Genomic DNA, 15699 nt, shown 5'->3' with positions numbered 1-15699 from the left:
TACCAACTGAGCTACTTCCGCATTTGTGAGTGCAAATATAGCTAATAAATTTCCTTACATGCAAATTTTTTATTGAAAAAAAAGTAGTTTTTTTGAAGCAACTATTCCCGTTTTACTGCATCTATAGTATAAATTATTTATTATTAAAACGTTAGGTTTTATTTCAGGAATACTTTGATTACCGAAAATTTATGGTTTTTATAAAAAAGATTGATGCCAAAACAACTTTTTCAGTTCGTCAGCCGGTTTTAAGACCCGGAAAACCTGTTGAAAGTTGTTTTTTTGACGGCGATGATTTGGAAACTACAACACATTTAGGCCTGTATAACAACAGTATTTTAGCCGGAATCGTTTCCATATTCAGGACAAGCAACGCCGCTTTTCCGGAAAAAGAGCAATATCAGCTTCGCGGAATGGCGGTTTTAGAAGATTTTCAAAAGAAAGGATATGGCGAACGCCTTGTAAATGAAGCCGAAAGATATATTAAAGAACAGGACGGTACTGTTATCTGGTTTAATGCACGGGAAATTGCTGTTGCCTTTTACAAAAAAATGGGTTACGAAGTTATGGGAGAAAAATTTGAGATTCCAACAATCGGCACGCATTTTGTAATGCGAAAATGTGTACAAAACGTTAAACAGGATTAAAAACGCTGTTTATTTTTCGTACCTTACTATTAATTTTTTACAAATTATGCTACATCGTTACTATTTATTACTGGTTCCCATGTTCCTTTTCGGCTGTAAAAAAGAAAAGGCGGTTATTGCCGAACAAATCATTCAGAAAGATACCATAAAAGTAACTCCCCTTGCTTTTCCGGAAGCTATCGCTATTGACACCGCTTACTTTGCAGATTATCCTGAAGAAGTAAAACAGTTTTACAAAAACAACCTGTACAAAACGGTCTGGACCATCGAAAAAGACCGGAAGGCGCTGACAGCAGCAATTAAAAACAGTGAATTTGACGGCCTCAATCCGGACGATTATTCCATTGGCTCCATTGAAAAACAGGAAGCCGGCCACAAAACCCTTTCTGAAAAAGAGCTGATCACGAATGATATTCTGCAAACGGCTGTTTTTTACAAACTGGCAAATCATTTATACAACGGAAAAGTTGTCCCGACCAAATTATACAGCGACTGGGATTTGTATCCGAAAGAGATCAATCTTAACGCCAAACTGCAAAATGCGTTAAAGCACCATACCATCGAGGAAAGTCTGGATTCTTTAAAGCCCGATCACATTGTTTACAAGCGTTTAAAAGATGCTTTGCAAAAGATTGAAAACATGCCGAAAGACAATGTTAAAGACATCGTAGTGAGTGACAAAATTGTGCTGAATGACACCAATGCGGCCATGGTCACGATAAAAAAACGACTGGCTTACTGGGGTGATTATAAAAAAGAGGATTCGCTTACATCGGTATATGATGAAAAAACAGCCGGCGCGGTCAAAAAATTTCAGAAACGACACGGTTTAACTGCCGATGGCGTTATCGGAAAAGGTACCGTTAGTGCTTTAAACTTTTCCAAAGCGACCCGGAAAAAACAGATTATTGCCAATTTAGAACGCTGGAGATGGTTCCCGAGAGATCTGGGCGAAAGCTATGTGATTATCAACATCCCCGATTTTAACCTGTATGTAGTCAAAGATAACGACACGGTTCAGAATCACCGCGTAGTCGTTGGTCGTGCCAAAAGAAGAACGCCGGTACTTTCGTCCCGATTCAGCAATCTGATTATTAATCCTACCTGGACCGTTCCGCCAACAATTTTAAAAGAGGACCTGACACCTTCTGCCAGCAAAAACAGAAACTATTTTGCCAATACCGGGATTACTATATATGACATGAAAGGCAATGTGGTGAGTCCGGGAGACTGGAATGCCAACAAGTCGAACAACTACCGTTATGTACAAAAACCGGGCAGCAACAACTCCCTGGGATTAATCAAATTTAATTTCAGCAATAAGCATTTGGTATATCTGCATGATACAAACCACCGCGATTATTTCAAACTGAACAATCGCGCCTTAAGTTCGGGCTGTATCAGGGTGGAGGATCCTTTTAAATTATCCGGTTATATTCTGGATAATGAAGAAAACAACTGGACTAAGGAAAAAGTAGATAAAATGATTGCGACCAATAAAACGCAGAGCATTGTATTGAAAAAGCCCACCTTTGTACATCAGCTGTACTGGACAGCATGGATGGACAAAGACGGGCTGGTATTCAGAAACGATATTTACGATCTTGATTTAGAGCTCTACAGCAAATTACGAGATTAATTTTGATTTCATTTCGTAATTGCGTGATGGATGGTAGATAAAAAGGCACGACTGGTCTTTTATCAGGTTAATGATTTCCTTGTGAAGTGCAACCGGAACAGCAGGACAACCCTGACTTCTTCCCAGTCTTCCTTGTGAAGAAATAAAACTTTCATTAGCATAATCAGCACCATGCATCACAACTGCTCTGTTTCTTGCATTGTCATTGATGCCATATTCCAGTCCGTCCAAACGTAGGGACATTCCGTGTTTACCCTGATAAACTTCTCCGGTAGCATAGAATCCTAAACTACTTTTGAACGAATTGGTTTCATTGGAAAACTGGTTGGCAAATTCATCTCCGCTGTTTTTCCCGTGGGAAACCACAGACTGAAGTAAGATAGTGTTCGTAGCCATATCAATCACCCAAAGTCTTTTTTGAGTGGAGGACAGACTAAAATCTATTAAAGTCAAAATATCTTTTTTGATAACGCCTTGTTCTTTTAACTGATAGAAACCTTCCAAAGCTTTTGTAAAACTTTCCAGTTTCGGCATCGAGTAGGATTTGGTATTCAGGGTTGTATATAAGCTTTTAACTTTTAATTCAAATGAGGCTTTCGCATTGGCTGCTACTAACTTTGGCGGGTCTGTTTCCTTGATTGAAACTGGCTTAAAAGACAATAAAAAAAGAAACAAAACCGGGAAAATTCTGTAAACCATTGATAATCTATTCATTATATTACTGTGTGTTGAGTCCAAAAATATATATAAATTTTAAACGACCAAATTTTTTTTGACATTAATCGGCTAACTTTAACATTTTAATCGCTTTTTATTAAATTTTAACATTTAATACCTTGCTAATTCTTACAAAAAACACTTCAAAAAAGTACATTTGTTAATTTTAATGCGAAAAACTATATGAAAAACGCAGTTTTATTCATTTTTATTATCCTGAACACAACTTTTCTCTCCGGTCAGGAAATAAATAATGAACTTGAAAAAATTGCAATCCGTAAAAAAATACTCAATGCACGGCTGTCTTCTTCCGCTGTAACGATTGACGGAAAGTTGCAGGAAACAGCATGGGAGCAAGCGGAAACAGCATCCGGTTTTATCACCTATCAGCCCGATAACGGAAGCCTTGTTAGTCCGGAAAAACGCACCGAAGTCCGTGTATTGTATGACGATGACGGTATCTATATTGGCGCCATGCTTTATGATGATCCTGCCAAAATTGTAAAAGAAATTACCGAACGGGACAAATTCGGAACCTCCGATTTCTTTGGTATTTTTATTAACGGCTATAACGACGGGCAGCAGGATTTCCGCTTTTTTGTAACTACTGCCGGCACGCAGCTGGACTGCATTGCCACCGCGGGCGGTGAAGATTATACCTGGGACGGCATCTGGCACAGCAGCGTCAGCATTACCGACTTTGGCTGGATTGTTGAAATGAAAATTCCTTATGCCGCCATACGGTTTTCCGAACAGAAAGACCAGATCTGGGGTGTGAACTTTTTCAGGGAAATCCGGCGTGACCGCCAAAAATATACCTGGAACCATATTGACAATAAAATTGGCGCCACCATCACGCAGGCCGGTATTTTAAAGGGCATTGCCAATATAAAACCGCCTACCCGGTTGTTCCTGATTCCTTATTCTTCCGTATATCTGAACCATAATGATGACGGTACCAAAACAGAGTTCAAAGCCGGAATGGATATCAAATACGGGCTCAGTGATTCTTTTACACTGGATGCCATTCTGGTACCCGATTTCGGCCAGACAGCTTTCGACAATGTCATCCTGAACCTGGGACCTTTTGAACAGGAATTCAACGAAAACCGCCCTTTCTTTACGGAAGGCACCGATCTTTTCAACAAAGGAAAACTCCTGTATTCCCGCAGAATCGGAGGCGAGCCTTCCACTACTCCAACCACCACTGAAGACGAAGAAGTCACCCATTTTCCGGGCAGGGTCAATTTACTGAATGCCTTAAAACTTTCCGGAAGAACATCCAAAGGACTGGGCATAGGCGTGATGAATGCCATTACCGAAAAAACCGAAGCCACCGTCCGGAATACCGTTACCGGGGCTACCCGGACTGAAGTTGTCGAACCGTTAACGAACTATAATATCCTGGTACTGGACCAGCGATTCCGGAAAAACTCCTCTGTATCCCTGGTGAATACCAGCGTGCTTCGCAACGGAAATTTCCGGGATGCAAATGTATCGGCAGTACTGTTCGACCTCAACACCAAAGCCAATACTTACAACCTTGCCGGAAACGCAAAATACAGCCATCTCAACACTGCCGAAAAACAGCAAAACGGGTATACCACCTATCTGAACTTTAGCAAAACCAGCGGCAAATACCGTTTTAGTGCCAACACTACCTATATCTCGAAAGACTACGACATTAATGATATGGGAATCATTTTTGAAACCAATTACCACAACTTTTATGTGAACGGGAATTACCGTATCCTGAATCCGAACACCACCTTTAATTCCTTCAAGATAAGCACGATTAATTATATCGAAATCCAGAATACCACCGGCCGTTTGCAGGAAGCTACGTTTGAGCTGACCCTGGATTCCGACAGTAAAAAAAATCATTATATCGGCGGAGGCCTAGGCTTATCTCCTTTTGAAACCTACGATTTTTACCAGCCGCGCCGGGAAGGACGTTTTGTGTACAATCCCAGATATTTCAGTATGTGGCTTGATATTTCTTCCAATTACAACTACCCTTTTGCCCTGGATGCCAATATTTACCTCGATCTTTTCGATCAGGACAAAAGGCATACCTATGGCATCCGCCTGAGTCCGCGTTATCGTTTTAACGACAAGCTAACCTTAGTGTACGCTATTGACTGGACCCGTCAGAATGACGATAAAGGCTGGGTAGATTTTGATGAGGATGCGATTATTTTTGCCAACAGAAACCGGAATACCATTGAAAATACCATCGTTGGGAAATTTTCGCTTAACAACAAAATGACCTTCAACCTGAAAGCCCGTTACTATTGGTCGTATGCCGAAAACCTGAATTTTCTTTCACTGACAAACGACGGACATTTCACGCCCAATCCCGGTTATAACGAGGACAAAAACTCCAATTTTAAAATCTGGAATTTCGATTTATCCTACTCCTGGTGGTTCGCACCCGGCAGCCAGCTTTCGGTTCTTTACCGGAATAATGCAATTCACAACGAAAAGCACTTAAATAAAAATATTATTGATAATTTAGACAACACTTTAAGCAATAATCTAAACAACACATTTTCAATTAGTTTTCGTTACTATATTGATTACAACAATGCAAAAAAATGGTTTAAAACATGAAAAAGAAAGTAATTTTAATGATTTTGGACGGTTGGGGAAAATCTCCCGACCCAAAAGTTTCTGCAATTGACAATGCCAATACTCCTTTTATAGATAGTCTTTATACCCAATATCCAAATGCTTCCCTGCGAACGGACGGCTTAAATGTAGGTTTACCCGAAGGACAAATGGGCAACTCCGAAGTGGGCCACATGAATCTGGGTGCCGGAAGGATCATTTACCAGGACCTGGCAAAAATTAACCTGGCGGTACAAAACAAAACATTAAACAACGAAAAGGTTTTACGGGATGCTTTTGAATACGCTAAAAACAACACTAAAAAAGTACATTTTTTAGGACTGCTCTCTGATGGCGGGGTGCATTCCCACACTTCACACCTGAAAGGCTTATTGGATGCGGCTCAGGATTTCGGACTGAAAGATGTTTTTGTACATGCTTTTACCGATGGACGTGACGTCGATCCAAAATCGGGGGTACACTATATAGAAGACCTGGAAAACTACCTCCACAAATCATCGGCACGCCTGGCTTCGGTTGTTGGCCGTTACTACGCCATGGATCGTGACAAAAGATGGGAGCGTATTAAACTTGCCTATGACCTGATCGTAAACGGAAAAGGTGTTCCAACCCAAAATCCTGTTTCGAGTGTACTGGCCAGTTACCACAACAATATTACCGATGAATTTATTGAACCGATAGTTGTTGTGGACAACAATCAGCAGCCGGTTGCCACAATAGCAAACGGGGATGTTGTGATTTTCTTTAATTTCAGAACCGACAGAGGCCGTCAGCTAACCGAAGCTTTATCGCAGAAAGACCTTCACGAGCAAAACATGCACAAACTGGATCTGTATTATGTAACCATGACAAACTATGATGATACCTACCAGAATGTTCATGTGATTTACGACAAAGACAACATCACCGAAACACTGGGAGAAGTACTGGAGAAAAACGGTAAAAAACAGATCCGTATCGCCGAAACCGAAAAATACCCGCACGTTACCTTCTTCTTTTCCGGCGGGCGCGAAGCTCCTTTTGTTGGAGAAAGCCGCCTGTTATGTCCGTCGCCAAAGGTAGCCACCTATGACCTAAAACCCGAAATGAGCGCTTTTGACTTAAAAGATGCCCTGATTCCGGAACTTAAAAAAGGCGACGTGGATTTTGTTTGCCTAAACTTTGCCAACGGCGATATGGTAGGCCATACCGGTGTTATGGAAGCGGCAATCAAAGCCTGTGAAGCCGTTGACATTTGCGTAAAAGAAGTTATTGAAACCGCTTTGGAAAACAATTATACCACGATTGTTATTGCCGACCACGGAAATTGTGAAACCATGATCAACCCGGACGGCACGCCAAACACCGCCCATACAACAAATCCGGTTCCGATTATTTTAGTGGACAAAGACCTGAAATATATCGATAACGGAATTTTAGGCGACCTCGCTCCTACTATTTTAGAATTAATGGGTATTGAAAAACCGGCTGTCATGACACAGCACTCTCTTTTAAGACCTTTTGAAAAATAAACCCATAAAAAAAGCTCCTTATCCGGAGCTTTTTTTTATTTAAAACGACTGATGTCATAATACGATTTCTCGATCCATTCCTGATGATCCGGATGCGCAATCCGAAGCAGTTCCTGAACACGCTGCTTTAATGTTTTCCCATATAGATCAGCAATTCCGTATTCTGTTACGATATACTGTACATGGGAACGTGTTGTTACCACTCCCGCACCCTGTTTCAGATACGGCACAATACGGCTTTCCCCTCTTTTGGTAACCGATGGCAGCGCAATAATGGCTTTTCCGCCTTTACTTAAAGAGGCTCCCCGCACAAAGTCCATCTGTCCGCCCACACCGGAATACATTTTCGCCCCGATCGAATCGGCACAAACCTGACCGGTAGCATCCACTTCTATCGCCGAGTTAATCGCTATCATTTTGGGATTTCTGCGAATAACAGACGTGTCATTCACATAAGACGATTCCCGCATTTCAATAAACGGATTGTCATCTACAAAATCATACAAACGCTGGGAACCGATTAAAAAAGTAGCCAGAGCCCTTCCGCGGTTTACTCCTTTATAATTACAATTGATCACGTCATTTTCGATCAGATCAATTACCCCGTCGGAAAACATTTCGGTGTGCAATCCTAAATTTTTATGGTTTACGAGTTTCGCTAAAACGGCATTCGGAATGGAACCGATTCCCATTTGAAGTGTACTTTCATCTTCGATCAATCCGGCAACCAATTCCCCGATTTTTGCTTCCACCGGGCTGATCTCTTTCGAACCGTGCCCGTGAATCACCTCATTTACCTCAACTAGGTAATCAATTTCGGAAATATGCAGGATTCCGTCGCCAAAAGTTCTCGGCATGTTCGGATTGACCTGTGCGATAACCGTTTTGGAGTTTTCAATTGCCGCCATAGTCGCTTCTACCGAAACACCCAAAGAGCAATAACCGTGGCTGTCTGGTGGCGATACATGGATAAAAGCCACATCCAGGTGAATCACCTTTTTACGGAATAAATGCGGCAGTTCGCTTAAAAAAACCGGTGTATAGGAACCGTTTCCGGCCGCCAAAGTGTGCCGTACATTCTGACCGATAAAAAAGGAATTCACATGAAAACTTTCCGCCAGTTCCGGATTTGCATAAGGAGCTTCTCCTTCCGTATGCAAATGGCATACTTCAACGTTTTTCAGCTCGGAGGCTCTTTCGGCCAGCGCCTTTGTTAAAACAGTGGGCGTTGCGGCCGCTGCCTGTACATAAATTCTATCATTCGACCTTATAATCTTTACAGCTTCTGCTGCAGAAACATATTTACTCATACCTCTAATTTTTATGTAAAATTAAACCCACATAAGTTACGAAAATATGACGAAACTCATGTGGAAATTTCAATTAATGAATAATCAACAGAATGTTGTACTTTTGCGGTTTGAAATTCAATGTTATGATTATTCCCAAAACAAGAGAAGAAATAGAATTAATGCGAGAGAGTGCCCTATTGGTTTCTAAGACCTTAGGAATGATTGCCAGTGAAATCAAACCTGGTATTACCACGCTTCAACTTGATAAATTAGCCGAAACATTCATCAGAGACCATCAGGGGATTCCCGGATTTCTGGGATTATACGGCTGTCCTTCCACCTTACTGACAAGTGTTAACGACCAGATTGTTCACGGTTTACCAACCGACAGACCAATCCAGGAAGGCGACATTGTTTCGGTAGATTGTGGTGCTATTAAAAATGAATTTTATGGTGACCATGCCTATACTTTCGAGATTGGCGAGGTAGCTCCCGAAACGAAAAAGTTACTCCAGGTAACCAAAGAATCCTTATATGTTGGTATCCGTGAATTCAAAATCGGGAACCGCGTGGAAGACGTTGGAAATGCCATTCAGAAATACACCGAAGCACATGGTTACGGAGTGGTTCGTGAATTAGTAGGTCACGGTTTAGGCAAAAAAATGCACGAAGAACCGGAAATGCCAAACTACGGAAAAAGAGGCCGCGGTAAACTTTTTATAGAAGGAATGGTTGTAGCTATTGAACCGATGATTAACATGGGTACCAAAAACATCAAACATTTAAAAGACGGATGGACGATTGTTACCCGCGATGGAAAACCAAGTGCTCACTTTGAACACAATGTGGCTATCGTGGACGGGAAACCGGAATTATTATCCACTTTCGAATATATTTATCAGGTTTTAGGCATTCAATCTGATGAAGAAAAAGAATTTAGAAAAGAAGCTTTAGTACTCTAAATATAAAGTGCAAACGCTGTAATCCCTAAAAATTGCAGCGTTTGTATTTCAAAAATCTGTAAATGAAATCCGCTTTCAAATTTATCCTGAATACCATCCCAAGACCTTTATTAATAAGGTTGAGTTATGTTGCACGACCTGTTTTGGCTTTAGCCTTAAAAGGAAATGCGTTTACCGATCCTATAGACGGGAAAAGTTTCAGAACATTCCTTCCGTACGGTTACGGCACGCAGCGCAACAATGTTCTTTCTCCCAGTACGCTTTCACTGGAAAGACACCGTTTATTGTGGTTGTATTTAAAAAATGAAACCGATTTCTTTACCGCTCCCAAAAAAGTACTGCACTTTGCTCCGGAGCAGGCTTTCTACAAATTATTCCGGAACCAGAAAAATCTGGAATATACCACTACCGATTTATTATCGCCGTTAGCCGATGTAAAGGCCGACATCTGCAACCTGCCTTTTGCAGACAATTCGTATGATCTGATATTGTGCAATCACGTTTTGGAACACATTCCGGACGATACCAAAGCCATGCAGGAATTATACCGTGTTTTAAAACCGGGCGGCATGGGCATTTTTCAAATCCCGCAGGATTTATCGAGAGCCGAAACTTTTGAAGATGATTCCATTACCGACCCTAAAGAACGCGCCCGTATCTTCGGACAGTACGACCACGTTCGCGTTTACGGAAGGGATTATTTCGACAAGTTAAGAAACATTGGTTTTACCGTTGTGGAAGAAGATTACACCCAAAAAATCGCATCCGATTTAGTAGAACGCTATTGCCTGGCCAAAGGTGAAATTATTCCGGTTTGCTATAAATAAAAGCTTTTTGGATCAATAGTTGTATGAATTGTTTTAGGAGAATTGATTATCTTTACCTCTCAGACAATTTCAACAGACTATGCTATTTCATACAAAACTACGAATCTTAACGCTGCTATATTGTGTATTTCTAAGTACTGTTTCTGCTTTTTCACAGGTTGAAACCGAAGTAAATCCGCCATTCAACATTAAAACGATTTCCTTTGTACAAAGCGGCGCCAACACGATTCCGATGTTTCGTCTGGGCGATACTTTTGAACTCCAGTTTGACGATTTGTTTGGCAATGAAGCCGACTATTATTACACCATCACGCAATACAATTACGACTGGACGCCTACGATACTGGCAAAGTCTGAATATTTGCAGGGCATGGACAACCAAAGGATTATGACCTATCAGAACTCCTTTAATACCTTACAGATCTATTCCCATTACAAACAGGCATTCCCCAACCGTTTTAACCGTATTTTACTAACCGGTAACTATATGGTTAAGATTTTTAACGACAACCAGGAACTGGTTTTTTCAAGACGCTTTATCATTTATGAAGAAACCGTGAGCGTACCGCTGCAAATAAAACGTTCCCGTGACCTGGCAACTATTGAGAAAAAGCAGAATATGGATTTCACCATTAAAATGGGCGATAACAACCTGCAAAATCCAATACAGAATGTCAAAGTGGCGCTATTGCAAAACGGAAGATGGGACAATGCCATCATGAATATCAAACCGCAATACACTTTAGGTTCCGACCTGATTTACCGTTATAACAAGGAAACACAATTCTGGGGCGGAAATGAGTTTTTATACTTTGACAACAAAGACATCCGAAATCCCGGAAACAATGTGGGCAAGGTAACTTCCGGAGAAATTTACAATTCTCTTTTGTATGCCAATTCTTCGAGAGCCGACAGGCCGTATACCTATAATCCGGATATTAACGGCAGTTTTTACATTCGCAACATCAATTCAGACAATGGGGAAACGGAAGCGGATTATGCCTGGGTATATTTCACCCTGATACCGCAAACCACATTGACCAGAAAAGATATTTATGTAAACGGTATGTTTAACAACTATGCCCTGTCTTCAGAAAACAAAATGGATTTTAACACCGAAAAAGGGGTTTATGAAAAAGCCATGCTGCTCAAGCAGGGGTTTGTCAACTACCAGTATGTAACGGTAGATGCCAAAGGAAAAGTAGACAATGAAAATGCTTTTGACGGCAATTTTTACCAAACCGAAAACAACTACTTTGTAATTGTATATTACCGCGGAAACAACGACCGTTATGACAAAATCATCGGGCGCGGATTTGCTACTTCAGAAAATATCACTAACTAAAAAAGTTTTAAATTTAACATAATAGATACAAATATTTATTATTTTTGGACTTATTTCTTTTAAAAAGCAATCGAAAATATGGTTTCACAAATAACGAGAGGCATAAAAATTTCCGTCTTGACTAGTTTTGAAGGTACATACTTCAAAAACTACAAAATTCACTTTGCCTTTAGTTATGAGATCACGATTGAAAACCAGAGCAAAGACTCCGTACAGTTAAACTCCCGCCACTGGGAAATATACGATTCGTTAAACGATATTGAAATTGTAGACGGCGAAGGTGTTATTGGTAAAAAACCGGTTTTAAAACCGGGAGAAAAACACACTTACAGCTCCGGCTGCCTGCTTTCATCGCCATTTGGCGCGATGCGCGGTTATTTTAATATGGTCAATTTTACAACGACCAGAAGTTTCCGTGTCATTATTCCTACATTCCGGTTGAGTGCCCCTTTCGCGCTGAACTAACCGATAATTTATCAAAGCATTAACACAACAAAAAAATCCTTTTTAGTGAATATTTTGTATCTTCGCTACGCGAAAAATTTGATCAATACAAAATACAGATTATTATGCCAAAAGGAATATACAATGTACCAAAAGCAGTTAACGAACCCGTTAAATCTTATGCTCCCGGTACTCCGGAAAGAGAGGCAGTTTTAGCTACTTTCAAAAAAATGTACAGCGCAAATGTTGATGTACCTTTATATATTGGCGGAGAAGAAATCCGTACAGGAAAAACAAAAAACCTAACGCCTCCATTCGACCACAAACATATCGTAGGACAATACCACGAAGCAGAAAAAGAGCATATTGAAAAAGCGATTACAACTGCTTTGGAAGCTAAGAAAAAATGGGCTGCCCTTTCATGGGAACACAGAGCGTCTATTTTCTTAAAAGCTGCCGATTTATTAGCAGGTCCTTACCGTGCAAAAATCAATGCAGCAACCATGATTGCTCAGGCAAAAACGGTTCACCAGGCAGAAATTGATTCTGCTTGCGAATTAATCGACTTTTTACGTTTCAACGTTCAGTTCATGACACAGGTATATGCAGAACAGCCTATCTCTTCTGAAGGTATCTGGAACCGTTTGGAGCACCGTCCGTTAGAAGGATTCGTATATGCGATCACTCCGTTTAACTTTACGGCTATCGCCGGTAACCTTCCTGCTTCTCCGGCATTAATGGGGAACGTTGTCGTTTGGAAACCAAGTGCAACACAAATCTACTCGGCAAATGTAATTGTTGAGGTATTCAAACAAGCCGGTTTACCGGATGGTGTTATCAACGTAGTGTATGGAAACTCAGCGATGATTTCCGATACGTTATTGGCAAGTCCTGATTTTGCCGGTATTCACTTTACAGGTTCTACAGGCGTATTCAACGACATGTGGGCTAAGATCGGACAAAACATCAGCAAATACAAAACATATCCAAGAATCGTAGGAGAAACCGGAGGAAAAGATTTCGTTCTGGCACACCCTTCTGCTATTCCGGCACAAGTGGCTACCGCTTTATCAAGAGGTGCTTTCGAATACCAGGGACAAAAATGTTCTGCTGCTTCAAGAGCTTACTTACCAAAATCGTTATGGCCGGCCATCAAAGAAGTTTTAGTAGCCGATTTAGCGTCCATGAAAATGGGATCGCCGGAAGATCCTTCCAACTTCGTTTCTGCTGTTATTTCTGAAAGCTCTTTCGATAAATTAGCCGGTTTTATTGACCAGGCTAAAAAAGACAGCGATGCTGAAATTATTGCCGGAGGTAATTATGATAAATCTGTAGGGTACTTCATTGAGCCAACCGTTATCGTAACAACCAACCCGAAATACAAAACCATGGAAACCGAATTATTCGGACCTGTTTTAACGATCTACGTTTACGAAGACGCTAAATGGGAAGAAACACTTGCTTTAGTAGACGAAACTTCTGAATATGCTTTAACAGGAGCTATTTTCAGCCAGGATCGTTATGCTATTGAAGAAGCAACCAAAGCATTGGAAAATGCAGCCGGAAACTTCTATATCAACGACAAACCAACCGGAGCTGTTGTAGGACAACAACCGTTTGGAGGTGCAAGAGGTTCGGGAACTAACGACAAAGCCGGTTCGGTATTGAACCTTATTCGTTGGGTATCACCAAGAACAATTAAAGAAACATTTGTTCCGCCAACAGATTATAAATATCCGTTCTTAGGATAACAGTATACAACAAAAAAGGTCCGTTATATAACGGACCTTTTTTTATTACTGATGGTATTACACTTTATACTTCAACGGAAGGTGAACCACCTTTTTCGTTTCAAAAAACGGATCTTCAAAAAAGTCCGACAAATCATATTGTGTCGCTTTTGGAAAATCCTGCAGCTCTTCGGTCAGATCGCCTCCTTTTAAATAAAGGATACCGTTTTTCAGCTCGTGCTGCTGCTTTTTGGCAATCTTATCTTTTACCCATTTTACAAAATCAGGCATATTGGTCACCGCACGGCTCACAATAAAATCGAAGTCTTCATTTACCAGCTCTGCACGCTTTTGTTCTGCTTTCACATTTTTCAATCCCAGGGCTGCCGCAACTTCATTAACCACACGGATTTTTTTGGCAATTACATCGATCAGATAGAAATCTACTTCCGGATACAATATCGCCAGAGGAATCCCCGGAAATCCGCCTCCGGTTCCCACATCCATGATCTTGGAACCCGGCTTAAACTCCTGAATCTTAGCGATCCCTAAAGAATGAAGAACATGTTTTACATAGAGTTCTTCAATATCTTTTCTGGAAATCACGTTAATTTTGGCATTCCAATCCTGATACAATCCTTCCAATTGCTGAAACTGAAATACCTGATTTTCGGTAAGGTTAGGAAAATACTTTACAATATCCTGCATTATTCTAAATTTTATGCAAAAGTAAACATTTTATGGTAGTTTTTTTTGCATTTTTAACCTATTGCAAATTGATTAATAATTACCTTTGAGCGAAAATTTTGCATTTTAATAAACTTATGATAAAACAGACTCCGCTTTTTTCCAAAACCGATAGTTTAAAATTTTTCAGGACACTAAATAAGAGAGTTAATGATTATTTTAAGGAAAATAATATCAAAAAAACAGGCAACTGGAAGCTGCACTTAAAAACACTGATTATGTTCAGTCTTTTCTTTGCTCCGTATTTCCTGATTTTAACCATAAGCATGCCGCTATGGATCCATCTTTTAATGACCATTGTAATGGGCATCGGGATGGCAGGCGTTGGAATGAATGTAATGCACGACGGGAATCACGGTTCCTATTCTTCCAAACCATGGCTGAATAAAATAATGGGCGGCAGTATGTATATCCTTGCCGGAAATGTTTACAACTGGCAGGTACAGCACAATGTATTGCACCACACGTACACCAACATCCACGGACACGATGAAGATCTGGAAGCGGGAAGAATCATTCGTTTTACCAAACACGCAGAATGGTCACCGGCACATAAATTCCAGCACTACTACTCTATTTTCCTTTACGGATTACTAACGTTTAACTGGGCTATTACTACCGATTTCAAACAAATGAGACGTTATATCAAAAGAAAACTGTCTTATGGCGAATTCCCAAGTCCTTTTAAATTGTGGACAACTCTGGTAATTACAAAAATCATTTACTTTTCCATCTGGATCATCCTGCCTATTATTTTAGGCATTGTATGGTGGGAAGTACTGCTTGGCTTTTTCATCATGCACTATACCGCCGGATTAATCCTTAGTGTGGTATTCCAGCTGGCACACGTAGTAGAAGACACCCAGCATCCGCAACCGGACGAAAACGGAGAATTGGAAAACACCTGGGCTGTGCACCAATTGTACACTACCGCTAACTTTGCGCCTAAAAACAGAATTGTAAACTGGTACACCGGTGGATTGAACCACCAGATTGAACACCATATTTTCCCAAACATCAGTCACATTCATTACAGCAAGATTGGTGAAATTGTAAAACAAACGGCCGAGGAATGCAACTTACCGTATTATGAATTTAAAAGCATGCGCATGGCGATTGTTTCCCACTTCAGACATTTAAAAGAAATGGGGCAAAAACCCGCTACTGCTTAAACGATACTACTAAAACACAATTTTTAACAACAAAC

Annotated in this window: 13 protein-coding genes; 10 read left to right on the top strand and 3 right to left on the bottom strand. The window is 40.6% G+C overall.

From position 1 onward, the window contains the following. The first annotated feature begins 191 nt into the window (after window positions 1-191). Both B3394_RS05280 and B3394_RS05275 read left to right on the top strand, forming a co-directional pair. On the top strand, window positions 192-647 hold the full coding sequence (locus B3394_RS05280) for a GNAT family N-acetyltransferase (protein ID WP_177730052.1): 456 nt from the start codon (window positions 192-194) through the stop codon (window positions 645-647). 46 nt (window positions 648-693) lie between these two features. Then, a complete protein-coding gene (locus tag B3394_RS05275; RefSeq protein WP_286913813.1) occupies window positions 694-2286 on the top strand; it encodes a L,D-transpeptidase family protein in 1593 nt (530 codons plus the stop codon). Here the strand turns inward: B3394_RS05275 and B3394_RS05270 are convergent. Then, the gene (locus B3394_RS05270) at window positions 2275-2985 is read right to left on the bottom strand and encodes a murein L,D-transpeptidase catalytic domain family protein (protein WP_177736116.1); all 711 of its coding nucleotides are present in this window, start codon (window positions 2983-2985) and stop codon (window positions 2275-2277) included. The two genes, B3394_RS05275 and B3394_RS05270, sit on opposite strands and share 12 nt — an antisense overlap. Window positions 2986-3186: 201 nt before the next feature. Here B3394_RS05270 and B3394_RS05265 point away from each other — a divergent pair, with 201 nt between their 5' ends. Continuing rightward, window positions 3187-5616 (top strand): DUF5916 domain-containing protein, encoded by a 2430-nt coding sequence (locus tag B3394_RS05265; protein WP_286913812.1) that lies wholly within the window; start codon window positions 3187-3189, stop codon window positions 5614-5616. Beyond that, on the top strand, window positions 5613-7145 hold the full coding sequence (gene gpmI / locus B3394_RS05260) for a 2,3-bisphosphoglycerate-independent phosphoglycerate mutase (RefSeq protein WP_286913810.1): 1533 nt from the start codon (window positions 5613-5615) through the stop codon (window positions 7143-7145). Before B3394_RS05265 ends, gpmI begins: the two co-directional genes overlap by 4 nt. Before the next feature lie 35 nt (window positions 7146-7180). Here gpmI and B3394_RS05255 read toward each other — a convergent pair whose 3' ends face one another. Next, window positions 7181-8455, bottom strand: coding sequence for an acetyl-CoA hydrolase/transferase family protein (locus B3394_RS05255; protein ID WP_177730056.1), 1275 nt, complete (start codon window positions 8453-8455; stop codon window positions 7181-7183). A 125-nt stretch (window positions 8456-8580) separates the two neighbouring features. Between B3394_RS05255 and map the strand changes: the two genes are divergently transcribed. The 5 genes from map to pruA all read left to right on the top strand — a co-directional run bounded on the left by map (window position 8581) and on the right by pruA (window position 13766). Further along, window positions 8581-9399, top strand: coding sequence for a type I methionyl aminopeptidase (map, locus tag B3394_RS05250; RefSeq protein ID WP_177730057.1), 819 nt, complete (start codon window positions 8581-8583; stop codon window positions 9397-9399). A 62-nt stretch (window positions 9400-9461) separates the two neighbouring features. Further along, window positions 9462-10226 (top strand): class I SAM-dependent methyltransferase, encoded by a 765-nt coding sequence (locus B3394_RS05245; protein ID WP_286913806.1) that lies wholly within the window; start codon window positions 9462-9464, stop codon window positions 10224-10226. A gap of 79 nt (window positions 10227-10305) precedes the next feature. Beyond that, window positions 10306-11571 carry a DUF5103 domain-containing protein gene (locus B3394_RS05240; protein ID WP_177730059.1) on the top strand — a complete coding sequence of 422 codons (1266 nt, stop codon included), beginning with the start codon at window positions 10306-10308 and terminating at the stop codon, window positions 11569-11571. A gap of 78 nt (window positions 11572-11649) precedes the next feature. Then, window positions 11650-12036 (top strand): Co2+/Mg2+ efflux protein ApaG, encoded by a 387-nt coding sequence (apaG, locus tag B3394_RS05235; RefSeq protein WP_177730060.1) that lies wholly within the window; start codon window positions 11650-11652, stop codon window positions 12034-12036. Window positions 12037-12140: 104 nt separating this feature from the next. Beyond that, window positions 12141-13766, top strand: a complete 1626-nt coding sequence (gene pruA, locus B3394_RS05230; RefSeq protein ID WP_286913804.1) for an L-glutamate gamma-semialdehyde dehydrogenase — start codon at window positions 12141-12143, stop codon at window positions 13764-13766. Window positions 13767-13823: 57 nt separating this feature from the next. On the opposite strand, the gene rsmG is transcribed toward pruA, so the two are convergent. After that, window positions 13824-14453, bottom strand: a complete 630-nt coding sequence (gene rsmG, locus B3394_RS05225; RefSeq protein ID WP_177730062.1) for a 16S rRNA (guanine(527)-N(7))-methyltransferase RsmG — start codon at window positions 14451-14453, stop codon at window positions 13824-13826. A 116-nt stretch (window positions 14454-14569) separates the two neighbouring features. On the opposite strand from rsmG, the gene B3394_RS05220 reads away from it, so the two are divergent. Continuing rightward, a complete protein-coding gene (locus tag B3394_RS05220) occupies window positions 14570-15664 on the top strand; it encodes a fatty acid desaturase family protein (protein WP_177730063.1) in 1095 nt (364 codons plus the stop codon). The last annotated feature ends 35 nt before the right edge of the window (window positions 15665-15699 follow it).

The organism is Flavobacterium sp. UBA4197 (assembly GCF_002379575.1).
GTDB lineage: Bacteria > Bacteroidota > Bacteroidia > Flavobacteriales > Flavobacteriaceae > Flavobacterium > Flavobacterium inviolabile.
The sequence above is the reverse complement of the archived record's forward strand: the minus strand, read 5'-3'. Positions and strand labels throughout refer to the sequence as shown.